Raw genomic sequence first — 22,014 nt, forward strand, 5'->3', positions numbered from 1 at the left:
CCAAAAGCTGTCCCTTTGATTTGTTGGGCGTGAATCAGAATTGGGTTATCCATAATCAGTGCTGCTTTCAGGGGTTTATCCTAGTCTAGGTTCGACTTGTGTGTACACGGTAGCTTTGCAAGCGGAGAGGGCTGTAAGAGATATATTAGGAGCGATCGCATTCAGATCGCTCTTTTTTTATTGCGGCTGATCTCAAAGACTCAGATTAGCTGGATTTAGGAGTCTTCGAGGGTGGGAATTTGCGCGATCGCATCCCACTTCAGTCAGAGCCAGTTACAATAAATGGAAATTGTGCGAAGCAGGAAAAATCTTCTCATGAAAGTAAAATCCTCAGTGGCAGCGATCGCATCCACCGCCCTTGTCGCAAGTGGCATTTTGTTCGCTTCAGCAAGTGAAGCTCAACCTTGTGGATTAAAATCTGCTTATTATCGGCAACAATATCAGCAACCCGGTTGGTTAAACACTCCTATGGCAGCAGCTATTACATTGCCAGGGATAGCCTTAGCAGCAGCTTTATACCTGGGTGGTCGTTCTTACCACAGGACTTAAACCGCTTCCGCCACCAAGGACAATTAAAAGACAAAAGCACCGTGAGGAGCGATCGCTTTTTCTAGGCCAGTAGTCGCTATGCAACTCTATGCCGTTGTCCGGTAGCGGGTTATATTATACTGGTGCAGATTACTCCTGCTCACCCTGAGTCGCGAACTTTCATGGGTACTACCCTACAACAGATTGCCAAGTATCTAGACAGCCAAGGTTGGAAATACCATATCGACGAAGAAGCTTACCGCATTCTGACGGGTGTGCAAGCCGAAAACGTAGAAGAATTCTTAATTGTTGTCCAGCTAGATGAAGAGGGAGAGTTCTTCAAACTATTTGCTCCCCAAGTTATAGCTGGAGTTAAAGACCATCCTTACAAAGAAGCTATCCTCCAGACAATGCTTTGCATTTCCTGGGAAACCAAAATGCTGCAATGGGAGTATGACCCAACCGATGGTGAAATTCGTGCCATCATTGAGTTTCCCCTGGAAGATTCGATTCTCACAGAAAGACAATTTCACCGCTGTCTGGCAGGTTTAGTTCAAATTGTGGATAATGTAGCGGTGCCTCGCCTCAAAGAAGTGATGGAAACAGGCGTCGATCCAGGGGATCAAGAAATGGGAGAGAGATTATTACTCACCCTTCAAGAAGAAGCCCCAGGATTACTACAAATGTTAGAGAAGGCAATGGAAGCTCGCAAGAAGCGGGGAAGATTCCCCTCCGAGTAAATCTGTTTGTAGCCAGAAGATCGCTATACTGCAAAATGATACCCTTACTGTAGAGAAGCGAACTTCCGGGGGCTGGACTATGACATCCTATGTAACCTCTTCTGCCAGAGCCGAGATGAGTGAACTCCGGCGTTTAAAAACTTTACTGCCGCCAGAATTGCAAAGCTGGGTAACAGTCGAGGGAACGACTGAGGTAAATCCCCCCCTGCTCCGCTGTGAAGAAATTGGCAAGGATCAAATCGAGATTCAAATTGACCTGGTGAAATGGGATCAATTGGCACTCGATCAGCGCAACTTGCTATTTTGGCACGAAGTCGCTCGGATTCAAAATGACACCATTCCCAGAGATGGTTGGGAAATGGCGGCGCTAGCCATTGGTTTAGGTGGCGCAGTGGGCGAACTCTGGGTACAAGATGGGTTGCTGCTGTTGTTAGCTTTGGCGTTGTGTGGCGTATCAGGCTACCGACTTTATCAGAAAAATAATGGGGACAAGCAAGTAAAAGAAATGATTGAAGCGGATGAGAAAGCGATCGCGCTAGCCACCCGCTTCGGCTATTCTCTCCCCAATGCCTATAAAAGTCTCGGTAGCGCCTTGAAAGCTCTGCTTGAGCAAACCCCTAGTAAGCGTCAACGTAACAAATATGAAACGCGACTCACTGCTCTCAAACGCAGTGCATCAAAAGCAAAAGCTAAAGTAAAAGGTTCACGCGAGGCGACACCTTAAACGGAAAGCCGAAGTTATTCTCGTTACCAGGCTGGGCCTGGTAACGAGATTGAAGAATTCTTCATTTTTTGCCTTTTTATTGCCGCCGGAGCAACAAACCACCAAAACCCAGTAGCATTAACCCAACAGTTGCAGCTGGTTCTGGCACTTTTTCTGGCGGCACAAACCCCTCTAACTCTTTAGCACTAGCTTTAAACGAGTAGAGGTAGGCAGGAAGCAATTTTTGTCCAGAGGGACAGCCGCTATCAATAGAGACGAGACTAAAGGCTGTACCATCAGTGCAAACATCCAGCTGACCAGCATCTCCCTGAGTAACGCTAAAGTCGTTATCGGTGCCTAGTATAATTGCGTAGGAACCATCCTTGAGTTGAGGCCCAATTGCCAAACCTTCCAACTTCTCAGGGATTACCTGCCCAGCCGCTTTCAGCTGTTCGGCAATGTCAAGAAACAGAGACTTGCTAACAGGTGTTACGCCAGCTGGTAGCGTGTTTGTACCTGCCAAGCTGATGTTGCTGACATCTGTGGCACCTGTGAGATCAATTTTGTAAACGCGCTTACTGGCTACTGGGGCTTCACCTAGAGGATCAGCTTCGCCTACGCCGCGATTATCGCGTTCCAGCACCAAGAACTCATTGTTATTGAGGGCGGTAATAGCGCTAATGCCAATATTGCGACCTTGAGAATTTTGCCCAAAATCGTCATCAGTTCCCGGAATGCGATCATTAATAGCGGCAAGACTTTCTAGCTGGTAAATATATTGAGCGACGGGCGATCGCGTTGCCGTATCAAATTCCACAATTCTCAAATTCTGGCTGCGTCGTCCATCGGGGCTTCCCTCGTTTACTAAAGGGTCTTGCAGCATCGCAAACAGTTTACTACCGTCAGGACTGAGAGTCACCCCCTCAAATCCTCGGTTATCCTGGCGACCGCTGGTAATCGTACCCCGACCATCAACATAGTTGGGGACGCTTCCCACTTTGGGAACTATATTTTCTGGAGTCGTAAATGCTTTGAGGAACGAACCCGTCGAGCTGAACTCATAAACAGAGGGGCCATACTCATCTGAAACGTAGAAATTCCCATTAGGAGCAACTGCAAAGCCCTCCGGGTCAAAGCTAAGACCGAGATTTCCAGCATCGCCGTTGAGTAGGGTGGGGTTCAACCCATTGAAGTTCTCACCGTCCTTAGTAAACAGAATTGTCTTCAGCACATTGAAATTGCTAATAGCCCCCGTGTTTGGGTCAACATCCAAAGAAAATTTCTGAACCCGCGTTTGATAGGAAAGGACGCCGCCTCCTGCGCCGCGATCGCCCAAACCGTAGTAAACATTCTCGTAGCGATCGTAATAAATATCCGAGAAAAAACCTAAGCGATTGATGTTGGCACCACCACTACTACCATTGAGTGGGAATAAATCTGTACTTTCACCCGGAATCGCCAGAGTGTTTTCTAGGGAAACTGCGTAAGCTGAGGTAGTATTTGCCGCGATAGAGAGCGCAGATACCACCAAGGAACAACTAAACGCCCGAAGCCAATGCCTTGCTTGCATCATGTCTAAAACGAGGAAATTTTACTTTCTCAGCATCAGGCGTTTCTTTTAAGAAGAGATTTAGAACAGTTTAAGTGATACTTCAAGACGATTTTCTACACCGTAATTTCACATAAATTTCTGGGTTCTTTATCAATTCTTTATACAAACACCGTATTTTTAGCACTCTGATTTAGTAATCAGGACTATTCATGGTTCATTGGAAATTTCCAATAAACCATGAACAATTTAAAGTTGCCCCAGCATTTTATGAGTCTGTGGCACAACTCGCACCTGCTTAAGGTTTCGTTTCATCAACACCTGCCACTCCAGAACCTGCTGGGGCGTTGGCGGAAGCACTGCCATACTATGAGGCATCTCCAGGGGTGTCACTGGCTGTAGAAACGCCGGGATGCCAGGGCTAACAGATGCTACCAACTCAGATGCCTGTTCCAACTCATCTGGCTCAGTTTTACTGGAAATAATTAGCTTGACAAAAACCTCAGCTTGTGAGTCCCAACAAAGCTGGAGAAATTCCGCGTGAGTTTGCCAGTAGCTTTCCCCGCTCACACTAGGCAGCTTAATATCCATGCCCACAGAATCGAGATAGGGCAAAATTGTTGCAAGCTGTTCCGGGCGATGACCGCCAGTTTCTAGATAAATTGGCAATTTAGTTAAGTCGCGCAACTGGGGCAAAAATTCTACCAAAAAGGGTGCATGAAGCAGGGGTTCGCCACCAGTGAGGCTGATGCTATCGTGCAGACCTGGTTGATTTTGCCGATTTATCCAATCCAGTAACATTGGGATAGTTACTGGATTGGAGTGGGTTTCAAAATCGCGCTCTCCGGGTGTCTGCTCGATGCTACAGGTGGCTGGTGTGTGCCAGGTATGGGCGCTATCGCAAAAGTAACAGCGGAGGTCACAGAGGGCAAAGCGGATGAATATCTGGCGGGTGCCGACGTTGAGTCCTTCGCCTTGAATAGCGGAAAAGACTTCAATCAGCCGCGCCTTCGAGGATTCGGAGGTTTTAGGGGTCATGTTGCAAAAAGCGTGAGGGCAAGCAACTCGCTCACGCTGTACTCATTGAGTGTGTCTCTCTACCAATCTATTGTCTGCCTGGAGTGCCTCAATTAACCACTCTGTCTTTGGCTCGGCTGTTGCTGTGAAGGTGTCAGCTAGTACAAGCTTGGTTATTGTATTTTTGTAAAGAGAAAAATATACTTTTATTATTATTTCTTAAGCATTAAAAAAAATTAACAAAAACTTTTGATGAAGTTGAATTGACTAAGGCAAAATATTGCTCAGAATATTAAGTGGCAACTTAGTACCAGGTTTTCATGGTAGGCCCCAACCCAGAGGCAGAATTTCAGATTACGTTCTACAACGAAACTCCTGTAGTGCAACTGCCCCCTCGCCTCACAGTGCTGGAGGCAGTGGCTTTTAAAACAAGCTGTCAGCAGTTTTTGCAAGGGAGTTCCGTCACCGACCAATTAGTTCTGGATTTGAGCCAGACGACATTTATAGATAGCAGTGGTGTCGGCGCACTGGTTAGTAATGTAAAAGTAGCGCGGGACAAAGGAGTAAAATTGGTACTCCGGAGCGTCCATCCTCAAGTGATGGCGGTTTTGGCGATGACGGGACTGGATCAGGTTTTGACAATTGAGCAGTCGAAAGACGCCACCACACCTAAACCTGGACAAAAGTCAGACAAACAGCTACCAGAAACTCATCCTTCGGTGCGTTCCTGGGTGAAGCGTTGTATTGACGTGGTGGGGGCGCTGATAGGTTTGGTAATTTCAGCAATTTTGTTTATCCCCATTGTTATTGCCATAAAAGTAGACGATCCTGGGCCAATCTTCTTTAGTCAGGTTCGCTGTGGTTGGATGGGTAGGCGGTTTCGGGTTTGGAAATTTCGCTCGATGTGCGTAAATGCGGAAGCACTGAAAGACAAAATCGAAAACCAAGCTACGGGTGCATTTTTCAAGAATGAAAACGATCCGCGAGTGACGCGGGTGGGTCGCTTTTTACGTAAGAGTAGTTTGGATGAACTGCCTCAGTTTTGGAATGTACTCAAAGGGGAGATGAGTTTGGTAGGCACTAGACCACCTACGCCGGATGAAGTTGAGCGCTATGAAGTGCCAGAATGGCAGCGTTTAGATGTGAAACCCGGTATGACAGGGGAGTGGCAGGTAAATGGGCGAAGCCAAGTACGCAATTTTGAAGACGTAATCCGCTTAGATTTACGTTATCAGCAAAACTGGAGCTTGATTTACGATATCCAGCTAATTGTTAAAACTGTCCTGATCTTATTTCGCAAAAACAGTGGTGCTTATTAGGAAACCCCAATTACTTCTGTTAATGCAAAAGGAACAACCCCTGGTACAGTCCCGTCTTCAGGTTGAGACGGATTTGAATGCTTTAACAGAAGTTTTGCAATGGTTTGAGCAACTTACTCTACCGTTGCTGCCCTATGAATTATGGTGGCAATGTCAGGTTGCCTTGACAGAAGGCTTCACCAATGCGGTTCGCCATGCTCACAAAGACTTACCGCAGAATACTCCAATTGAAATCCAGGTGAAAGTTTTTGCTAGCTACCTGGAAATGCGGATTTGGGACTACGGAGAGCGATTTGATTTAGAAGCAAAGCTGCAATCAAAGCTTTCATTATTAAACCAAAAGGATTTTGACCCCTTGGAAAATGAAGGGGGGAGGGGATTGATATTTATGCAACAGTTTACGGATGAACTTTGTTACATCCGGATGAGTGACCGGCGAAATTGCTTGTTGATGCGAAGAAAAATCCTTCGCTGAGTGGCTTACTACTGCGATCGCAGTAGTAAGCTAGCCAAAGTAGGGCATTTACAAGCCAAGAAGGAAAAATCCAGTCTTAGCTAGGCTCTTAGCTGCTTTTGGTAGGCAAATTAAATATGGAACAATTTACAGTTAAGAGTGTGTCTGTAGTAACTACACACTTCACTTAGCTACGGATTATGAGCGAAATCAACTACAAGCAGGATACGCGATTGCTGCCACATAGGACTAGCCGCGATTAAACTAGGTAGAAGCTTTCCGCTCAAAATTTGGTTGAACCTAGAAAAATGCGGATTTTGATTTATTCCTATAACTACCATCCCGAACCTATAGGCATTGCCCCTTTAATGACCGAACTAGCAGAAGGTCTAGTACAACAAGGTCATGAAGTGCGTGTTGTCACTGCCATGCCCAACTATCCGCAACGGCGCATATACGACGAATATAAGGGCAAATTGTACATGACCGAAAAGAAAAAGGGTGTGGCAGTTCAGCGTAATTATGTCTGGATTCGCCCTAATCCGGGTTTGTTGGATCGAATTATGTTGGATGCCAGCTTTGTCCTCATCAGCTTAGTTCATGCTCTTAAAGGTCTGCGCCCGGATGTGATTCTTTTAACTGTGCCGCCCCTGCCAGTTGCCGTTCCGGCGGCGATGCTGGGATGGTTGCATCGTTGCCCAGTGATATTAAATCTTCAGGATATTTTGCCGGAAGCAGCCGTCCATACAGGCCTGCTCACAAACAAACGGATGATTCGCATCTTTGAAGGACTGGAAAAATTTGCCTATTGGAGTGCAACTAAGATTAGTGTCATTAGTGATGGGTTTGTTGACAATTTGGTGGGCAAAGGTGTCCAAGAAAACAAAATTGTACTAATTCCCAACTGGGTTGATATTAACTTTATCCAACCCTTACCAAAAGAAGATAGTCCCTTCCGTAAGGCTCATCAACTTAACGGTAAATTTGTTGTTCTCTACTCCGGTAATATTGGTCGCACCCAACCTTTGACAGCCCTTATCGATGCAGCCGCTCGCCTCAAGCATATTCCAGAAATTGCTGTTGTAATTGTGGGAGAGGAAAAAGCGTTGCAAGATTTGGAGCTGTACCGTCAAAACATAGATGCTACTAACGTTTTGCTGCTACCATTTCAACCGCGAAAAGAACTGCCGCAAATGCTGGCGGCGGCTGATATTGGAATGGTGATGCAAAAAGAAAACGTGATCTCCTTCAATATGCCTTCTAAAATCCAGCTGTTATTAGCCAGCGGTCGCCCGATAATAGCTTCTGTTCCCTCTACTGGTACGGCAGCTAAAGCAGTGCAGCAGAGCAAAGGTGGTATTGTCGTACCCCCGGAAGATAGCGAGGCTCTAGCGGCAGCAATTTTAGATTTGTATAAAAATCCGGACAAAGCCGAAGCGCTGGGTAAGCAAGGCAGAGAGTACGCTATCGAAAATTATGCTTTCAATACAGCTCTGGACAGGTATGAGAAGCTGTTTGGCGAGGTTTCGTTGCATTGATCTAGAATGGGAGCAATGCGGCGGTTGCTTTTGGATTTATGTGCGATGCTCGCAGCAAGCGAACCTCTAAGGCGTTGATCACGCCCTACTAACTGCTGGGAAAAAAGCACCCGCTCTTGCTCTCGCCAGAGTAGTCGTTCAACGCATCTACCGTTTATTTTATGGAATTTGTGGCAATTAAGCGCGATCGCGTCTTAGCCTGGTTAGCAGATAATGTCCCTGCCGCTCGGATAAAACACATTCTGGGCGTTGAGCAGATGGCTGCATCTCTAGCGCTGCATTATCACCTTGATGTCGAAAAAGCGGCAACCAGCGGCTTGATGCACGACCTAGCTAAATATTTTAAGCCTTCTGTACTGTTGCAAATGGCACAGGAAGCAGGACTGGAAATAGACCCTGTGGAGGAAGAGAATCCGCATTTGCTGCACGCAGATGTCAGTGCAATTGTAGCTAGAGACAAATTTGGAATATTTGATGAAGAAATTTTGCAGGCAATTCAGGATCACACCTTGGGCAGACCAGGGATGAGTAACTTGAGTTGTATCGTATTTTTAGCTGATAGCCTAGAACCAGGTAGAGGCGATACTCGTGAGTTAGAAGCTTTAAGACAAGCTGCCTGGGAAAATCTCTACAAAGCTGTTTGGCTGGTTTGCGATTATTCTCTGAAATATCTACTAGATACCCGTTGCTTAATTCATCCGCGCACGATCCGTACCCGGAATTGGGCATTGCAAATGGCTAGCAAAAAGCAGCAATCAGCAGAAGAAATGATGAAAAGTTAAAAAGTTGGAAGCTAGAGAAACTTGAGGCGGGAAGCCCAAAAATCATAATTTGAAATTTAAAATTCATAATTGGGGATTTAGTCAGGGTGGCTGTAAGTTAAATCAATTGTTGACGAATTTATAGGTGTTTTTGAACAAGGAAATAAGGATTTAATGTCAGAACAGTTTAAGGTACATTCGACAACGCCCAGCACAGACGAAACGTTACTCTCTAGCCGAACAGGGACGAATGGTTTACCCGTGCGTCCCGTAAATGCAGAAAAGCAGAACGCTTCTAAAGAACTGGCAATGACAGTTGCCACAGCAGCGGATGACCGCAAAGCGTCTGATATTGTATTGCTAAATGTGGCAGAGGTATCCTATTTAGCAGATTACTTCGCGATCGCTACCGGATTCTCTAGGGTACAGGTAAGGGCGATCGCGCAGTCGATTGAAGAAAAGGTGGAAACACAGTGCCAACGGCTACCACTACGTGTGGAAGGAAAAGCAGAGGGCAGCTGGATAGTCATGGACTACGGCGATGTAATTGTTCATATCTTGCTTCCTCCAGAGCGCGAGTTTTATAATCTGGAAGCATTTTGGGGACACGCTGAACGAATAGAGTTCACAGCATCCCAGCCAGTGGGAGAATAAGACAATGATGGAATCGACAGTTACTGTTTGCCCGGTTCCAACTGAACAGCAACCTATCAATGAGTACCAGGAGTTGAAGGATTCCTGGTTATTTTGCTGGGTGACGCAAGATTTGGGAGATTATCTCAAAAAGCTGGCGATGCTTTGGGGGATATCGTGGATGATAGCAGCACCACTGTCAGCGGCTAGTTTTGCGCCGGGAAAGTATCTAGGCAAGTTTATCCTCTGTGGTGGGGCAATCGCTTCAGTGGGAGTCATATTCGCACTGTTGCGACTATATTTAGGCTGGTCTTACGTGCGATCGCGCCTTTCGAGTTCTACAGTATTTTATGAGGAATCAGGCTGGTATGACGGTCAATGCTGGACGAAGCCCGAAGAGATTTTGGCACGCGATCGCTTCATTGTCACCTACCAAATCCAGCCGATTTTCCAGCGCTTGCAGCGAACATTTGGCATCCTCGCCTTATTTTTCGTTGCTGGTGGCATAATCTGGAACTTTTTGTAATTACTCATTGCTCAGAGAATAGTTGTCAAGTTGAAACGTTGCAGGAGGTTCTAACAACTTTCCCAGTTCCAACCCCAACTAACAAATCACTACTGACAATGAACAAATGACTACTGACAATCGACAAAAAATGTTAAAGTCTTACCCATGACAAGGGGAAAAAGAACTCAAGCCGCAGAACTCGAAGTCCGGTTGCTGCGCGAAGGCATTATCGAATCAACACACCGCGCCCAAGCAGTCGTATGCGACAACCGGGGGCGCGTACTATCGGTTGCGGGTAGCGCAGAAACAGCCGCTTTTGTCCGTTCCGCACTCAAGCCATTTCAGGCACTAGCAGTCACCACCACTGGTACCCTGGAACGCTACAACCTGACGGATCGAGACTTAGCGATTATCTGTAGTTCTCACAAGGGGACTACCCAGCAGATAAGGCAAGCGTTTAACATCCTTTGGCGCAGTGATGTCGATCCTTCGGCACTCCAGTGTCCAATTCCACCAGGCAAGAAGAGTCCTCTGGAATACAATTGTTCCGGGAAACACGCGGGGATGCTCGCGGTTTGTCAGGCAAGAAATTGGCCTTTGAATACCTATTTGCAGCGCAATCACCCAGTTCAGCAGCTAATTTTAGGCAAAGTTGCCGAGTTGCTGCGAATGCCTGCGGCAGAGTTTATTAGCGCCCACGATGATTGTGGAGCTCCTACCTACTTCATGCAACTGGGGCAAATGGCTACCTTGTTTGCTCAGCTTGCCTCTGGTAACAATTTGGATATGGAGCGCATCGTCCGCGCTATGACTCATCACCCGACTCTGGTGGCAGGAGAAGGGGAATTTGATACAGAACTGATGCGCTTAACCGAAGGGGAAATCGTCAGCAAAGGCGGTGCTGAAGGGATTGAGTGCATCGGTAGAGAAGGCGTTGGCATGGGGCTGGCAATTAAGGTGATGGATGGTGCCGGACGAGCTAAATATGCCGTTGCCATTCACTTACTCAAGCAGATGGGCTGGATTACCCCCACAATGGCGGAAACTCTCTCTGAACACTTTATGAGCCTGGGCAAATTCAAGCGTTTAGAGGTAGTTGGAGAATTATCTTTGCTTTAGTTGTCACATTCGTGAATTTAGTGTTATATTAAATAAGTGAACGCGGCAACGCGGGATAGAGCAGCCTGGTAGCTCGTCGGGCTCATAACCCGAAGGTCAGTGGTTCAAATCCACTTCCCGCCACTTACTAGTAAAACAAACCCTGTAATCGGAAACGGTTGCAGGGTTTTGTTTTATGCTGGTAAACAAGTATTCAGAATTACATTTAACTGTTTATGGCTGTCAACTTGCGGCGACCCGTTTTGGTGGGAGGAGTAGGCTTATCATTATCGCTGTGGATGTTGCAGAGTCTGCATCATTCGGTATTACATCTCGGTGAGTTGGGGATATTGGGCGCTTTAGCCGTCGGTACTGGTTTCTGGTGGTTTGGAAGGACAGCTAAAGAAACTAAGCTGCCAGAGATGGGTAAGATAGACAGGGAAACGGTGGAAAGTGCGATCGCGCAAGCACAAGCTGTTATTACTCAATTAGAGACAGAAGCAGAAGGTCGCGTTACCAATGCTAAACTTCGAGAACAAGTTGGGCAACTCCTAGCCGAAATAGATCGCCAAGAGATACACCTGGCTGTTACTGGTGGGAAGGCGGTAGGGAAAACTACCTTAATTCAAGTTTTAAAGTCAAACTGGGTTCCTCAACAGCAGCAAAAACTGGATTTGCAGGAGACACCAGCTTTATTTACTGCGACTGACCTAATGATTCAACCACCTTCCCTTGAAGGGAAGGGGCTGGGAAACCAGCGCCTTGCGTATTTTCCCCCCGTTGTGGCGACTAGCGTGGAGAGGTCAGATTTAGTGCTATTTGTCACAAATGGCGATTTGACAGACCCAGAGTATCAAACATTAAAGCAGCTGGTGAGAGCAAATCATCGCCCGGTCTTGGTTTTTAACAAGCAAGACCAATATTTGCCAGAAGAGGGCGCTACTGTGTTGCAACAGTTGCGGCAACGGATGCTATCAATGATGATGGCAGAGGATGTAGTAGCGATCGCTGCCTCTCCTAGTCCAATAAAAGTGCGTCAGCATTCCTCTGATGGTTCGGTGCAAGAATGGATGGAAACTCCAGCCCCAGACATGAGTGTGCTGACTGGTCGCTTGAGTGAGATTTTAGCCCAAGAAAGTCAACAGTTGGTGTGGACAACTACCTTCCGGACAGCTGGTGTGTTGAAAGCAGAGGCGAAAACAGCCTTAAATGAGGTAAGACGCGATCGCGCCTTACCTGTAATTGAACAATTCCAGTGGATAGCAGCTGCTACAGCTTTTGCAAACCCCGTACCAGCCCTAGACTTGTTGGCAACTGCGGCGATTAATGCCCAAATGGTAATAGATTTGGGTGCTATGTATCAGCAGAAATTCTCCCTTCAGCAAGCCCAGACAGTGGCGGGAACAATGGGTAGCTTAATGCTTAAACTTGGTTTGGTAGAACTTTCTACTCAAACCATCGGCGGTATTCTCAAAGGCAATGCCATCACTTTTGTCGCTGGAGGTGCAGTTCAGGGCGTCAGCGCCGCCTATCTAACTCGGTTGGCAGGGATGTGCTTGATTGAATACTTCCAAGCGCAGGAAGCCAGTATAACCGCTGAGGGACATCCTTTTAATATTGACCAATTAAAAGAGACCCTGCAAAGAGTTTTTCAGCAAAATCAACGCACAGCTTTCTTGCAGTCTTTCGTGAAACAAGCGGTAGGGCGGATTTTGCCGGAGTCACAGCAAGGCGCGATCGCGGGAAGTTAGAAAACGCCGACAGACTGAATGCAGCTACACAAACAAAGCCCGCACAAACGGGCTTTAATTATTACCTTGATTCACGCGATGTGCTTATCTTAGAAAGCCCCCTTTTTAAGGGGTTGAAGGGATCAAACGCTAGTTGTAGCATTAGATAGCTCGTTGCCCCCGCGCTTACGGTATTATTTTAGGATAGTTGCAAACCGGGTTTCATTCTTAATCCTACGGAAAGCTACAAGTTCCACGCGGTACTTTGGGGAAGTCTAATGGTGCAGGATTCTCAGTAACAGTGCCAGTATTTGTCGCCAGTGTATCCTCAACTTGGAATGTAGAACCGCCAACATTGTTATTGGCTAAATTATAATCCTCACCGTTGGTACTCGGTGTGCTTTTATTATTATCAAGTTGCAAGCAAACGGAAGAGTTACTATAAGTTTGCGCGTCAAATTCGCCGCCTCCAAAAGCGCCCACAACATTATTGTTTGTCAGGGTATTAAATCGGACACTTGTAGAAATTTGGGCGTTTTCATCGGCGTTGATGGTAATCCCATTAAATTGACTCCCGCTAATAGTATTAGACTCGACTAACAGGCGAGTTTGGGAATTGCCCAAAGCATCTATTTGAATACCTCTAAACATACTTTCTGAAATTTGATTATTAGAAATTGTGGCTGTGGTTACGGTATCATCACCAGCTACAATCTTAATTCCTGTGAAACCAAAACCGCTAATGTCGCGGGTAATGATATTTGAATCTATGACTAACTCGGATTGAGTAATGGCAGTGTTGATACTAATGCCATTACCATCAATATTAGAAAAGTTGTTGTTGGAAATAGTAACTTTGCCAGTAGGATTATCTAATCGGATGCCGTCAGTTGCTGTGTTGGCGATCGCATTCTCTCGAATTGTGGGGTTGCTGATGTTATTTCCAGTGATGCCAGCGCCGTTGGGGTTAGCGATCGCAAACCCAGAAATGGTGTTATTATTCCCTAAAGTGACACCTCCTGTAACTATAGGCTGTACCCCAGCACCAGAAAGCGGTAATACTACACCATTAATATTTTGCACAGGGGCAGTTGACAATAACGCTACATTATTGGGGAGAGTGAAGGCGGGAATTTCAGTATAATTTTTACCAGGTTGCACATAAATAATATTGTCAGACTTAGCTACATTTAGCGCATCTTGTAGCGTAGCAAATGGAAGCTCAAAAGTACCATTTCCTACCTGTGCATCTAAGTTAACGTGCTGGAAGAAATATGGCTCATTGGTGTTGGGATTAGTTGCCAGAACTGTGAAGCGATCGCGTATCGTCTCAGACTCAAATTGTTCATCAACAACAATATTAACTTGACGCGCTACCGACTCCCCCATTCTTGCTAATGTTTGATTTTTGCTACCTCTGGGGCGGCTTCCGGGAAAATTTCCCGCCACACTCAACACAACATTAGTGCCAAAAGTTGCGTCATCTTGAACCGACAAACCCAACCTTAAACTATCAGTTGGACGCACTTCTAAGCGGGTGCGCCAGCCGAGAATTTCATCGCTACCATTCGCATCATAATAATACAGCCCAGCATAGCCTCTGATGTCACCAGAATCGCCCAAACTCGCTATTTTTGCCCCCGCCTCAAAATCAAATCCTGCCATTGCTGCTTCCAAACGGCGGTTAATTTGGTGCGAAGTCTCCCCTACAAAGCTTAAAAAATTTCCGGCAAAAAAAGGCGCAGAAACCGACAAACCCGTATCAAAAACATTTTCTTCCACTACTTGTCGGGTATCGCCAACAGGAATATAGGCGTTAATTCGGAAATCCCAGTTTTCACCCAAACTTTCAAAACCCGTACCGAGTTGGTTAAAAACAGCATTCCCCGTGTTGCGGTTGTCGTAACAAACGTAACCGCCAAAGATTCTATTATCAGACGAGTTGTAAAATCGGTGTCCCAATAATACATTGCCGCCGAGTGTAGAATTATTTGTTGACCAAAGCAACCGTCCTTCCAAAAACGTCAGGTTGCTTTCCACAGTTTGCAATAGGGGAACAAAACCCTCGAAGCTGGTAAACGCATCAAAACCAGCACCTGATGTGCTGTAACCAACTTTAAAACGGGGACTGAAACTCACATCTTCGGAAATTCTTGCTTCGTTGCTGTCCCCCTGGGGGATCGATTCGTCGGCTAACTGGTGTTCCTGTCGATATCGTCGAGGCGAACAACCGCATCGGCGGACGAATGCGTAGTTTACCCAACGCTGCCGGAACCGCTACCACCGTAGAACTCGGCGGAGAATTTATCGACTCCGGTCATACTTTCATGCGCCGTCTTGTCAGCGAACTCGGCTTAACCGCGATTAACCTGAAACCTAGCGATCGCGGGTTAGTAGAAGAAACTTGGTATTTTCAAGGAACAAAATATACTCTCACCGATGTTGCTAATTTTTTCGTACCTTTGGCGCAGAAGATATCTCAGGATTTAGCAGCAATTGGCGATGGAGTCACCTACAAATCATACAATCAGGCGGGGCTTAATTTAGACCGTACCTCAATCGCTCAATATTTAAACTCTGCACCAATCAGCCCAATTTTGCGGCAAATGATTCGGTTAGCTTACACCACAGAATTTGGGAGAGAACCAGAAGAACAATCTTGTTTAAATTTATTGTTTTTCTTTTATGAGCCTTTGCCAAAAGATTTTAGCGTCTACGGGTTCAGTGATGAACGTTTTCATGTCGTCGGAGGTAACGAACAAGTCCCCCAAAGACTCGCGGCGAGATTATCACCTTTTATCCAATTAGGGACAGCCTTAGATACAATTCGCACCCTTCCTGATGGTCGCTACCAAGTAAGTTTACGATCGGGAGCAAGCGCTTTCGATCGCATTTATGAACGAGTTTTATTAACGTTGCCTTTTAGCGTCCTGCGACAAATTCCCCTAGCTGTTGATTTACCGCCTGCGAAAAAGTTAGCGATCGCTCAATTAGGCTATGGTACTAATTCTAAATTAATCACAGCCTACCAGGAAAGAATCTGGCGCACTCGCTATAATTCAACCGCAGCAGTATATACAGATTTAGGATTTCAATCTAGCTGGGAACCAACTCGTTACGCCCCTGGTACTAGCGGTTTCATAACTAACTATACAGGCGGAAGCAACGGTGTAGCTTTGGGGGGTGGAACTCCGGAAACTCAAGCTCAAATATTATTACCGCAATTAGAGCGAATTTTCCCCGGAATTACTGCTAAGCGACAAGGCGAAGCAATTCGAGCTTATTGGCCTGGAGAACGTTATAGTCGTGGTTCTTATTCCTGTTGGTTAGTCGGGCAATATAGTACAATTGCTGGTGCAGAAAGAGAGCGTGTAGGCAATCTCTTTTTTGCTGGCGAACATTGCTCTTTAGCGGCGCAAGGTTACATGGAAGGTGGCTGTGCAACTGGTGAACTTGCTGCTTGGAGAATTATGCAAGATTTAAGTTTGACAGCTAGTGCAGCGGCACAGAAAGCCAGAATAGATGACACTCTCAGAACTCGTCGCCGTGTTAATCGGAGACTGGCAATCCCTTAAGAAAAAGTGCGCTCAGACTTTAGTCTGGCGCTACACAAACAAAGCCTGCCTTTGCAGGCTAATTCTCCTTACCAGGCTCAGCCTCCAGATTATTAAAAATAGTGCAAGATATGAATAATACGTAAAAAATATTATGGTAAAACTTGGGCGCTCAACAACAATTATATCATTGTTATTACTTTCTTTTTTCACTGCATCTGGGTTGGTTGCACAATCACCGACTGATTCATTAGCTTGCTATATGCAAACTGCTGATGGCAGAACTGTGAATTTAGGTGCTTTGTGCAAACAAAATACTCCTCCAATTAATCCACCTAGACTAAGTGCAGTTGATGCTGAAGCTGCCAGAATGCCTATCAGTAATGTGAAATATGATGGTAATTTGCTAGAGGGACGACTTACTAATCAAACTGGCGATATAGTGCAAAATATCAAAGTCAACTATGAAGTACGCGATCGCAAAGGCAATCTAATAGATAATGGCTTCATCTTGGCTCAACCTGCAACTGTTCCCCCTGGTGCTTCCGCCTCATTTAGTGGGGTAACGGCGAAGGGTACAAAGGTACAACCTACTTTTGTGGAGTGGAGTAAGTAACCTGCTGGGCTGCTGAGTTGAATGCGGCTGTGGGAATCATCTGCTTTAATAGCTACACGCAGCAAGAAGCGATCGCGCGATCGCTACTATGAAATACTAAATTAAAGGCAGAATTCGCACTCTAGAACGACCCTCATCCACAATAATTAAAGCACCGGACTCAAGAACTGATTCAAACTGACGCAACACATCAATTACCACATTTTCCAAATACGACGGCAAAGTATTCTGAGTGCGAACCTGTATGACACTGGGGCTTTCAGCCTGAGTAGCTGCTAGCATTGCCCCAAAATCCAGATCGTGTGTAAAAACAACATATCCGTTATCCCTTGCCCAATCCATAATTGTGCGATCTGTTGCACGCGGATCGCCAACTGTAGACCAATGAACTGACTCTAATTCGTATTTTTCAAAGACCTGCACCCAGTCGGGTGAAAGATTCATGTCAATCAGAATTTTCATGCCCGAACTAGAGGCAATTCCGTTTCTTCAACACGCCACGCAGCATAAGCCAAAGCCTCGCGCAAGTCTTCCGCTTCCAGATAGGGATATGCCTTCAAAATATCCTCTGTACAATAACCAGATGCCATCAACCCGATTACTGTACCAACTGTCACCCGCAAACCCCGAATGCAAGGTTTTCCCCCCATTACTTCGGGATTAAGCGTTATTCTAGCTAGTTGTTTCATTCCTGTTTTATGTTTAGATATTTTACCGCTATGTCAATAGTACGATCGCTTCTTGCACTTGATCTGTAGAAATGCGCTCTTGATTGTATACTTTCCCAATCCAGAGCGATCGCATCCGAACTGTAATTAAACGAAAATGGATCTGTAGCCTCTGGTTCTATGTAGCCTTGAATCCTCAATCGTCCCAAACTAATGCAGCTGCTGACCGTCAGACAAAGCCAGCACGTACCAACCTGCAAGAAACTCACATCAACCGCGCTCGTGCTAGTTTACGACAAGCACTATCCTGGTATTCTTCCAAAGCACGGGTAAAACCCCATTCCCCGACAGCAGCGTTGCAAACTGAACTAGAAGTTTTGACGAATAGTTTAGAAAAGCTAGACTCTAGCGTTATTCACATTGCTGCTTTTGGTTTAGTTAGTCGCGGTAAGTCGGCGGTTTTAAACGCCTTGATGGGAGAAAAGATTTTACAAACAGGCCCCCTCAATGGCGTGACTCAGTGGCCTCGGTCGGTGCGGTGGACACCTAGCACTAATAGTAAAGTGCAGGTGGAGCTAATTGATACGCCTGGATTGGATGAAATTCAGGGACAAGCACGCGCAGAAATGGCGCGGGGTGTAGCGCGTCAAGCTGACTTAATTTTGTTTGTAGTTTCTGGTGATATCACGCGAACTGAATATCAGGCGCTTTGCGAATTGCGCCAAACTCAGAAACCATTAATTTTGGTCTTTAACAAGATAGATTTATATCCTGAGATAGACCGAAAAACAATTTATCGCAATTTGCAACAACTGGGTGCTGGTAGCTTGGAGACGCAATTAACCAGGCCTTTAGAAGAGGATGAAATTGTAATGGTGGCGGCGGAACCTGCACCGCTTTCAGTGCGCGTTGAATGGCCTGATGGTCGTGTAAGTTATGAATGGGAAACGCCGCCGCCACAAGTAGACGAGTTGAAGCAGAAGATTTTGAATATTTTAAATCGGGAAGGGCGATCGCTTTTAGCTCTCAATGCTTTAGTTCAAGCAAGAGTTGCTGAGGCGAATATTGCCGAAAAAACTGTAGCAGCGCTTGACGCTGATGCAGAAAAGTTGATTTGGAGTTTCGTCAGATACAAGGCTCTCGCCGTCGCCCTTAATCCGATTGCTATTTTGGACGTTTTGGGGGGAACGGTTGCGGATTTGGCTCTCATCCGCTCTCTAGCGAGGTTGTACGGTCTTCCCATGACTGGATATGAAGCTGGCAAGCTTCTGAAAACAATTCTATTGAGTTCTGGTGGCTTGCTGCTGGGTGAACTCGGTACAAGTATCGTTTTTGGGTTGGGGAAGAGTGTTGCTGCTGTCGCTAGTGGTGAGAATGCAACTAATCTTACTGCTTATGGCTCCGCGGCGATCGCGCAAGCTGGTATCGCCGGATACGGAGCTTACGCGGTCGGTCGTGCGGCGCAGGCTTATCTAGAACAAGGCTGCACCTGGGGACAACTGGGAGCTAATACTGTGATTCAAGAGATTCTCAGCCAAGTAGAACCGAATACAATTCTCTATCGCTTGCGCCAGGAATTACAGCAAAACCTGGGAATGCCGAACGACTAAGATTGTGGCTATACATTCATGTCGCGAAGCAAAACAAAGCCTGCCAACGCAAAGGCTAGTTTGAGCAGAATTTAGAAGCAAGCGTTGCTACTCAGAAGTGTCGGTAGTTTCCTGGGGAACACCAATTTCAGCTTCCGCACGGCTTAACATCGAATCGTGCAAGTGTTCCTTATGTTGACGGTACTGCGCCATCAATTCTCGCGCCTGTTCCTGGGTGTGGGCGTTTTCGGGTTCCGCCGCTTCCGCACGACTTAACATCGAATCATGCAAGTGTTCTTTGTGTTGACGGTGTTGTGCCATCAATCCCCGTGCTTGTTCTTCGGTACTCATGCGATCGCCCTCTGAATGCTTCTGTCTTCATTTCACCTGAATCTAGAGAAACAGTAACAAAGATGACAGAAAAATTTACGATTTTAAATTATTCCGAAAGTGAGATGCAGCAGCTTGAGTAATTTGTTTAATCTCCTCTAAGCTCAGCTTAGTCCCCTGTGGATTAACGGGGGTGGAGTCTATAGCTGGTGTAGCGTTCTCCATTCCTAACCACAACAAATACTCGATATTCCCAGCTGGGCCAGTTATTGGCGACCAAATTAAGCCGCGATAATTCCATCCTAATTGTTGGGCTGTTTGCAATACCTGAAAAATTGCATTTGCCTGATCGTCAGTATCTCGGACTACGCCTTTTTTACCAACACGTTCGCGCCCGACTTCAAACTGCGGCTTTACTAGCAATACCGCTTCTCTGGGAGGCTGCGTTAATTGCCACAAAGCATCGAGAATTTTGGTTAGGGAAATAAATGAAACATCTACAACTGTTAAATCTGCTGGCTGTTCATCACCGTACAATTCCTCTGGTGTGAGATAGCGCAGATTAGTCCGTTCTTTCAACACTACCCGCGCATCGTTGCGTAATTTCCAGTCAGCTTGTCCGTAACCGACATCAATCCCGTAAACTTTTTTTGCCCCAGCTTGCAGCAAACAATCGGTGAATCCGCCAGTGGAAATTCCGCCATCTAAGCAAATCCGATCTTGTACAGGAATGCCAAATTCTTCTAAAGCATGGATAAGTTTTTCCCCGCCTCTAGAAACAAAACGCGATCGCTCTTTAATTTTAATTTGCGCCTCGGTTTCTACCTCAGTTCCCGGCTTATCAATGACTTGCTGATTTACCATTACTTCCCCAGCCCGAATTAGCCGCTGTGCTAACTGTCGGGAGGCGCATAAATCAAGTTCTACTAATAAGGTGTCGAGTCGTTGTTTCGCCATTAATTATATATATTAGGGATTGCTTGCATGCAAGTTAATAGAGCAAAGCGATCGCAATCAGAAAAGTAACTCCGCTGGTTAGTTATTACACACTATTTAAAGGATAGCTACTTAATCGCTTACCTCCCAGGTTCTTCGCCCCTTCCTCGCACGTTCGCTGCTTCGATCGAGTCGAAGCCACGGATACTTATCCTCTCGTACGCAGTATGTATGCTCTAAAAGTTAGGGCACGCAAGCATTACCTAGACAATTAATGCATCCAAAAAACCACGCTTTCCAAGTCGTGCGATCGCAGATGCAACTTGCAGTCTTGGACAAGCGAGAGTTTCAGCAGTAGCGCTGACATCTAGAGAACCAAGACGCTGTACGGTATCTAATACTTTACCGTCAAATTCCAAGTTGCGGAATTCGCTAGTTAGCATAGCTACCATCTGACTGATAACATCTTTAGCATTGCGGACAGAGGCACATTGCCCACTCGTGCCAAGTGCGATCGCGGTAAACGACTGCAACGTAGCGCGATCGCTTCCCATACACAGCGCATGAACCGTTACCCGCTGATTTTCCGCCGCCGCCGTTACCGACTGCACCGTTAAACCATTAGGATATCGCGCCGGATCGGTATGCGTGAAGCCCTCAGCATCGCGATCTGCATGGAAACCGTGTGGCGGTGCATCACCCACCAACAAAATAAAGCGACAACTGTTGCGTCTCCACTTCATCTGGTTAGCCGCATCCTGAACACCATCATAAACAGCTTCCGGATGATCTCCACCCCCATTAGCTTCTAGTTTGTTGATGTTCTTCTGCATCTCCTGCAACTTTGCAGTCAGCGGATAGATGCGAGTTACAAAACTGGTGTCTTGTGGAGGGTGATCGCGGTATTCTACTAAACCGACTTGCAAATCGATATCACTGTCAGCAGATAGCAGGCGAATTGTATCCAACAATTGCTGTTTTGCTTCTTGGATGAAACTACCCATACTGCCAGTTGTATCAATTACAAAGCACACATCAACATGATTAAGACCTTTTTTCATAATTAGTTTCGCCTATTTTAGTTAAAAAATTACCCGGCGAATGGAATTCGCGGCTACACAAACGAAGTCCGCCTGCGCGGACTAAATGCGATAATCGTGGTTGAAAATTTGCAGATTTAGGTTGAGGGCAGATGAGGTCGAATTTCACGCAGTTGTATCTCCATTCTGTTTGGGCTACTTGGGATAGATTGCCTATAATTACGCCGGATATCCAGAAGGTAATCTATGCAGCCATTGTTAGACAGTGTAAACAACTCGGATGCACAGCGATCGCTGTTGGTGGTATTGAAGATCATGTCCATCTTTTGACGAGTTTCCCATCTACACTGGCTGTATCTGATTTAGTTAAGCAAGTTAAAGGTAGTTCTTCTCATCTAATTACTCACGAAATTAAACCTGGTGAATTCTTTAAATGGCAAGGCAGCTACGGGGCTTTTACTATCAGCCATGATGCTATCGATAAAGCGGCTGATTACATCCGAGACCAGGCGATTCATCACCAACAGAAATCAACTATTTCTACTTGAGAATTGACTCCTAAATAATTTATTTTTGTCTGATTTGTCTGAGCGGTTGAAACCGCAGCTACACAGGCTCAACCCGCCTTCGCGGGTTTCAAGATTCTCAATTTTCCGATAGTCCGCGAAGGCAGACTATGTTTGTGTAGCCGCGAATTATATTA

At 46.0% G+C, this 22,014-nt stretch carries 23 protein-coding genes and 1 tRNA gene; 16 read left to right on the plus strand and 8 right to left on the minus strand.

The genetic code is table 11. The features are described 5' to 3' along the window. Positions 1 to 315: 315 nt before the first annotated feature. The 3 genes from H6F63_RS20505 to H6F63_RS20515 all read left to right on the plus strand — a co-directional run bounded on the left by H6F63_RS20505 (position 316) and on the right by H6F63_RS20515 (position 1,992). The gene (locus H6F63_RS20505) at positions 316 to 549 is read left to right on the plus strand and encodes a hypothetical protein (protein ID WP_199298185.1); all 234 of its coding nucleotides are present in this window, start codon (positions 316 to 318) and stop codon (positions 547 to 549) included. A gap of 161 nt (positions 550 to 710) precedes the next feature. Then, positions 711 to 1,268: a hypothetical protein gene (locus H6F63_RS20510; RefSeq protein ID WP_190435701.1), complete on the plus strand. Its 558-nt coding sequence runs from the start codon at positions 711 to 713 to the stop codon at positions 1,266 to 1,268. Between the two features lie 79 nt (positions 1,269 to 1,347). Beyond that, a complete protein-coding gene (locus tag H6F63_RS20515) occupies positions 1,348 to 1,992 on the plus strand; it encodes a DUF3318 domain-containing protein (protein WP_190435492.1) in 645 nt (214 codons plus the stop codon). Positions 1,993 to 2,068: 76 nt separating this feature from the next. Here the strand turns inward: H6F63_RS20515 and H6F63_RS20520 are convergent, their stop codons facing one another. Continuing rightward, positions 2,069 to 3,544: an esterase-like activity of phytase family protein gene (locus H6F63_RS20520; protein ID WP_190639327.1), complete on the minus strand. Its 1,476-nt coding sequence runs from the start codon at positions 3,542 to 3,544 to the stop codon at positions 2,069 to 2,071. 225 nt (positions 3,545 to 3,769) lie between these two features. Further along, positions 3,770 to 4,558 (minus strand): 7-carboxy-7-deazaguanine synthase QueE, encoded by a 789-nt coding sequence (locus tag H6F63_RS20525; protein ID WP_190417884.1) that lies wholly within the window; start codon positions 4,556 to 4,558, stop codon positions 3,770 to 3,772. Positions 4,559 to 4,857: 299 nt separating this feature from the next. Here H6F63_RS20525 and H6F63_RS20530 point away from each other — a divergent pair, with 299 nt between their 5' ends. The 9 genes from H6F63_RS20530 (at position 4,858) to H6F63_RS20570 (ending at position 12,599) form a co-directional block, all read left to right on the plus strand. Further along, positions 4,858 to 5,856, plus strand: a complete 999-nt coding sequence (locus H6F63_RS20530) for an anti-sigma factor antagonist (RefSeq protein ID WP_190417886.1) — start codon at positions 4,858 to 4,860, stop codon at positions 5,854 to 5,856. Between the two features lie 22 nt (positions 5,857 to 5,878). Beyond that, positions 5,879 to 6,331 (plus strand): ATP-binding protein, encoded by a 453-nt coding sequence (locus H6F63_RS20535; protein WP_190417888.1) that lies wholly within the window; start codon positions 5,879 to 5,881, stop codon positions 6,329 to 6,331. A 287-nt stretch (positions 6,332 to 6,618) separates the two neighbouring features. After that, positions 6,619 to 7,848 carry a glycosyltransferase family 4 protein gene (locus tag H6F63_RS20540; protein WP_190639328.1) on the plus strand — a complete coding sequence of 410 codons (1,230 nt, stop codon included), beginning with the start codon at positions 6,619 to 6,621 and terminating at the stop codon, positions 7,846 to 7,848. Positions 7,849 to 8,009: 161 nt separating this feature from the next. Further along, positions 8,010 to 8,630 (plus strand): bis(5'-nucleosyl)-tetraphosphatase (symmetrical) YqeK, encoded by a 621-nt coding sequence (yqeK, locus tag H6F63_RS20545; protein ID WP_190639329.1) that lies wholly within the window; start codon positions 8,010 to 8,012, stop codon positions 8,628 to 8,630. A 153-nt stretch (positions 8,631 to 8,783) separates the two neighbouring features. Next, positions 8,784 to 9,263 (plus strand): ribosome silencing factor, encoded by a 480-nt coding sequence (rsfS, locus tag H6F63_RS20550; protein ID WP_190639330.1) that lies wholly within the window; start codon positions 8,784 to 8,786, stop codon positions 9,261 to 9,263. Between the two features lie 4 nt (positions 9,264 to 9,267). Next, on the plus strand, positions 9,268 to 9,768 hold the full coding sequence (locus H6F63_RS20555; RefSeq protein ID WP_190639331.1) for a CGLD27 family protein: 501 nt from the start codon (positions 9,268 to 9,270) through the stop codon (positions 9,766 to 9,768). A 147-nt stretch (positions 9,769 to 9,915) separates the two neighbouring features. Further along, complete coding sequence (locus H6F63_RS20560) at positions 9,916 to 10,869, plus strand: asparaginase (RefSeq protein WP_190639332.1); 954 nt, start codon at positions 9,916 to 9,918, stop codon at positions 10,867 to 10,869. Positions 10,870 to 10,918: 49 nt separating this feature from the next. After that, a tRNA-Met gene (locus H6F63_RS20565) sits at positions 10,919 to 10,992 on the plus strand. 92 nt (positions 10,993 to 11,084) lie between these two features. Further along, the gene (locus H6F63_RS20570; RefSeq protein WP_190639333.1) at positions 11,085 to 12,599 is read left to right on the plus strand and encodes a DUF697 domain-containing protein; all 1,515 of its coding nucleotides are present in this window, start codon (positions 11,085 to 11,087) and stop codon (positions 12,597 to 12,599) included. 213 nt (positions 12,600 to 12,812) lie between these two features. On the opposite strand, the gene H6F63_RS31135 is transcribed toward H6F63_RS20570, so the two are convergent. Continuing rightward, the gene (locus H6F63_RS31135) at positions 12,813 to 14,717 is read right to left on the minus strand and encodes a right-handed parallel beta-helix repeat-containing protein (protein WP_190639334.1); all 1,905 of its coding nucleotides are present in this window, start codon (positions 14,715 to 14,717) and stop codon (positions 12,813 to 12,815) included. Positions 14,718 to 14,731: 14 nt separating this feature from the next. On the opposite strand from H6F63_RS31135, the gene H6F63_RS20580 reads away from it, so the two are divergent. Both H6F63_RS20580 and H6F63_RS20585 read left to right on the plus strand, forming a co-directional pair. Then, entirely contained in the window at positions 14,732 to 16,153 is a 1,422-nt protein-coding gene (locus tag H6F63_RS20580) for an NAD(P)/FAD-dependent oxidoreductase (protein WP_190639335.1), read from the plus strand. Between the two features lie 169 nt (positions 16,154 to 16,322). Then, positions 16,323 to 16,748, plus strand: coding sequence for an FxLYD domain-containing protein (locus H6F63_RS20585; RefSeq protein ID WP_190639336.1), 426 nt, complete (start codon positions 16,323 to 16,325; stop codon positions 16,746 to 16,748). 96 nt (positions 16,749 to 16,844) lie between these two features. Here H6F63_RS20585 and H6F63_RS20590 read toward each other — a convergent pair whose 3' ends face one another. Both H6F63_RS20590 and H6F63_RS20595 read right to left on the minus strand, forming a co-directional pair. Continuing rightward, positions 16,845 to 17,210, minus strand: a complete 366-nt coding sequence (locus H6F63_RS20590) for a DUF5615 family PIN-like protein (RefSeq protein WP_190639337.1) — start codon at positions 17,208 to 17,210, stop codon at positions 16,845 to 16,847. Beyond that, positions 17,207 to 17,437, minus strand: coding sequence for a DUF433 domain-containing protein (locus H6F63_RS20595; protein WP_190639338.1), 231 nt, complete (start codon positions 17,435 to 17,437; stop codon positions 17,207 to 17,209). The genes H6F63_RS20590 and H6F63_RS20595 overlap by 4 nt, the downstream gene beginning before the upstream one ends. Positions 17,438 to 17,670: 233 nt before the next feature. On the opposite strand from H6F63_RS20595, the gene H6F63_RS20600 reads away from it, so the two are divergent. Continuing rightward, entirely contained in the window at positions 17,671 to 19,026 is a 1,356-nt protein-coding gene (locus tag H6F63_RS20600; protein ID WP_199298187.1) for a GTP-binding protein, read from the plus strand. A gap of 87 nt (positions 19,027 to 19,113) precedes the next feature. Here the strand turns inward: H6F63_RS20600 and H6F63_RS20605 are convergent, their stop codons facing one another. The 3 genes from H6F63_RS20605 to H6F63_RS20615 all read right to left on the minus strand — a co-directional run bounded on the left by H6F63_RS20605 (position 19,114) and on the right by H6F63_RS20615 (position 21,332). Continuing rightward, a complete protein-coding gene (locus tag H6F63_RS20605) occupies positions 19,114 to 19,356 on the minus strand; it encodes a hypothetical protein (protein ID WP_190457407.1) in 243 nt (80 codons plus the stop codon). Between the two features lie 75 nt (positions 19,357 to 19,431). Continuing rightward, a complete protein-coding gene (locus H6F63_RS20610) occupies positions 19,432 to 20,292 on the minus strand; it encodes a TlyA family RNA methyltransferase (protein WP_190639339.1) in 861 nt (286 codons plus the stop codon). A 242-nt stretch (positions 20,293 to 20,534) separates the two neighbouring features. Continuing rightward, the gene (locus H6F63_RS20615) at positions 20,535 to 21,332 is read right to left on the minus strand and encodes a vWA domain-containing protein (protein WP_190639340.1); all 798 of its coding nucleotides are present in this window, start codon (positions 21,330 to 21,332) and stop codon (positions 20,535 to 20,537) included. Between the two features lie 131 nt (positions 21,333 to 21,463). Here H6F63_RS20615 and tnpA point away from each other — a divergent pair, with 131 nt between their 5' ends. Beyond that, positions 21,464 to 21,859, plus strand: coding sequence for an IS200/IS605 family transposase (tnpA, locus tag H6F63_RS20620; RefSeq protein WP_190639341.1), 396 nt, complete (start codon positions 21,464 to 21,466; stop codon positions 21,857 to 21,859). Positions 21,860 to 22,014 lie beyond the last annotated feature (155 nt).

Source organism: Trichocoleus sp. FACHB-40 (assembly GCF_014695915.1).
Taxonomy (GTDB): Bacteria; Cyanobacteriota; Cyanobacteriia; order Cyanobacteriales; family FACHB-T130; genus Funiculus; species Funiculus sociatus.

Coding starts and splice junctions, on each gene's coding strand:
- H6F63_RS20610 (WP_190639339.1), bottom strand. CDS start 20,292: ATGGCGAAACAACGACTCGACACCTTATTAGTAGAACTTGATTTATGC.
- H6F63_RS20560 (WP_190639332.1), top strand. CDS start 9,916: ATGACAAGGGGAAAAAGAACTCAAGCCGCAGAACTCGAAGTCCGGTTG.
- H6F63_RS20570 (WP_190639333.1), top strand. CDS start 11,085: ATGGCTGTCAACTTGCGGCGACCCGTTTTGGTGGGAGGAGTAGGCTTA.
- rsfS (WP_190639330.1), top strand. CDS start 8,784: ATGTCAGAACAGTTTAAGGTACATTCGACAACGCCCAGCACAGACGAA.
- H6F63_RS20510 (WP_190435701.1), top strand. CDS start 711: ATGGGTACTACCCTACAACAGATTGCCAAGTATCTAGACAGCCAAGGT.
- H6F63_RS20540 (WP_190639328.1), top strand. CDS start 6,619: ATGCGGATTTTGATTTATTCCTATAACTACCATCCCGAACCTATAGGC.
- H6F63_RS20530 (WP_190417886.1), top strand. CDS start 4,858: ATGGTAGGCCCCAACCCAGAGGCAGAATTTCAGATTACGTTCTACAAC.
- H6F63_RS20525 (WP_190417884.1), bottom strand. CDS start 4,558: ATGACCCCTAAAACCTCCGAATCCTCGAAGGCGCGGCTGATTGAAGTC.
- H6F63_RS20520 (WP_190639327.1), bottom strand. CDS start 3,544: ATGATGCAAGCAAGGCATTGGCTTCGGGCGTTTAGTTGTTCCTTGGTG.
- H6F63_RS20535 (WP_190417888.1), top strand. CDS start 5,879: ATGCAAAAGGAACAACCCCTGGTACAGTCCCGTCTTCAGGTTGAGACG.
- H6F63_RS20555 (WP_190639331.1), top strand. CDS start 9,268: ATGATGGAATCGACAGTTACTGTTTGCCCGGTTCCAACTGAACAGCAA.
- yqeK (WP_190639329.1), top strand. CDS start 8,010: ATGGAATTTGTGGCAATTAAGCGCGATCGCGTCTTAGCCTGGTTAGCA.
- H6F63_RS20595 (WP_190639338.1), bottom strand. CDS start 17,437: ATGAAACAACTAGCTAGAATAACGCTTAATCCCGAAGTAATGGGGGGA.
- H6F63_RS20515 (WP_190435492.1), top strand. CDS start 1,348: ATGACATCCTATGTAACCTCTTCTGCCAGAGCCGAGATGAGTGAACTC.
- tnpA (WP_190639341.1), top strand. CDS start 21,464: ATGAGGTCGAATTTCACGCAGTTGTATCTCCATTCTGTTTGGGCTACT.
- H6F63_RS20590 (WP_190639337.1), bottom strand. CDS start 17,210: ATGAAAATTCTGATTGACATGAATCTTTCACCCGACTGGGTGCAGGTC.
- H6F63_RS20505 (WP_199298185.1), top strand. CDS start 316: ATGAAAGTAAAATCCTCAGTGGCAGCGATCGCATCCACCGCCCTTGTC.
- H6F63_RS20615 (WP_190639340.1), bottom strand. CDS start 21,332: ATGAAAAAAGGTCTTAATCATGTTGATGTGTGCTTTGTAATTGATACA.
- H6F63_RS20605 (WP_190457407.1), bottom strand. CDS start 19,356: ATGAGTACCGAAGAACAAGCACGGGGATTGATGGCACAACACCGTCAA.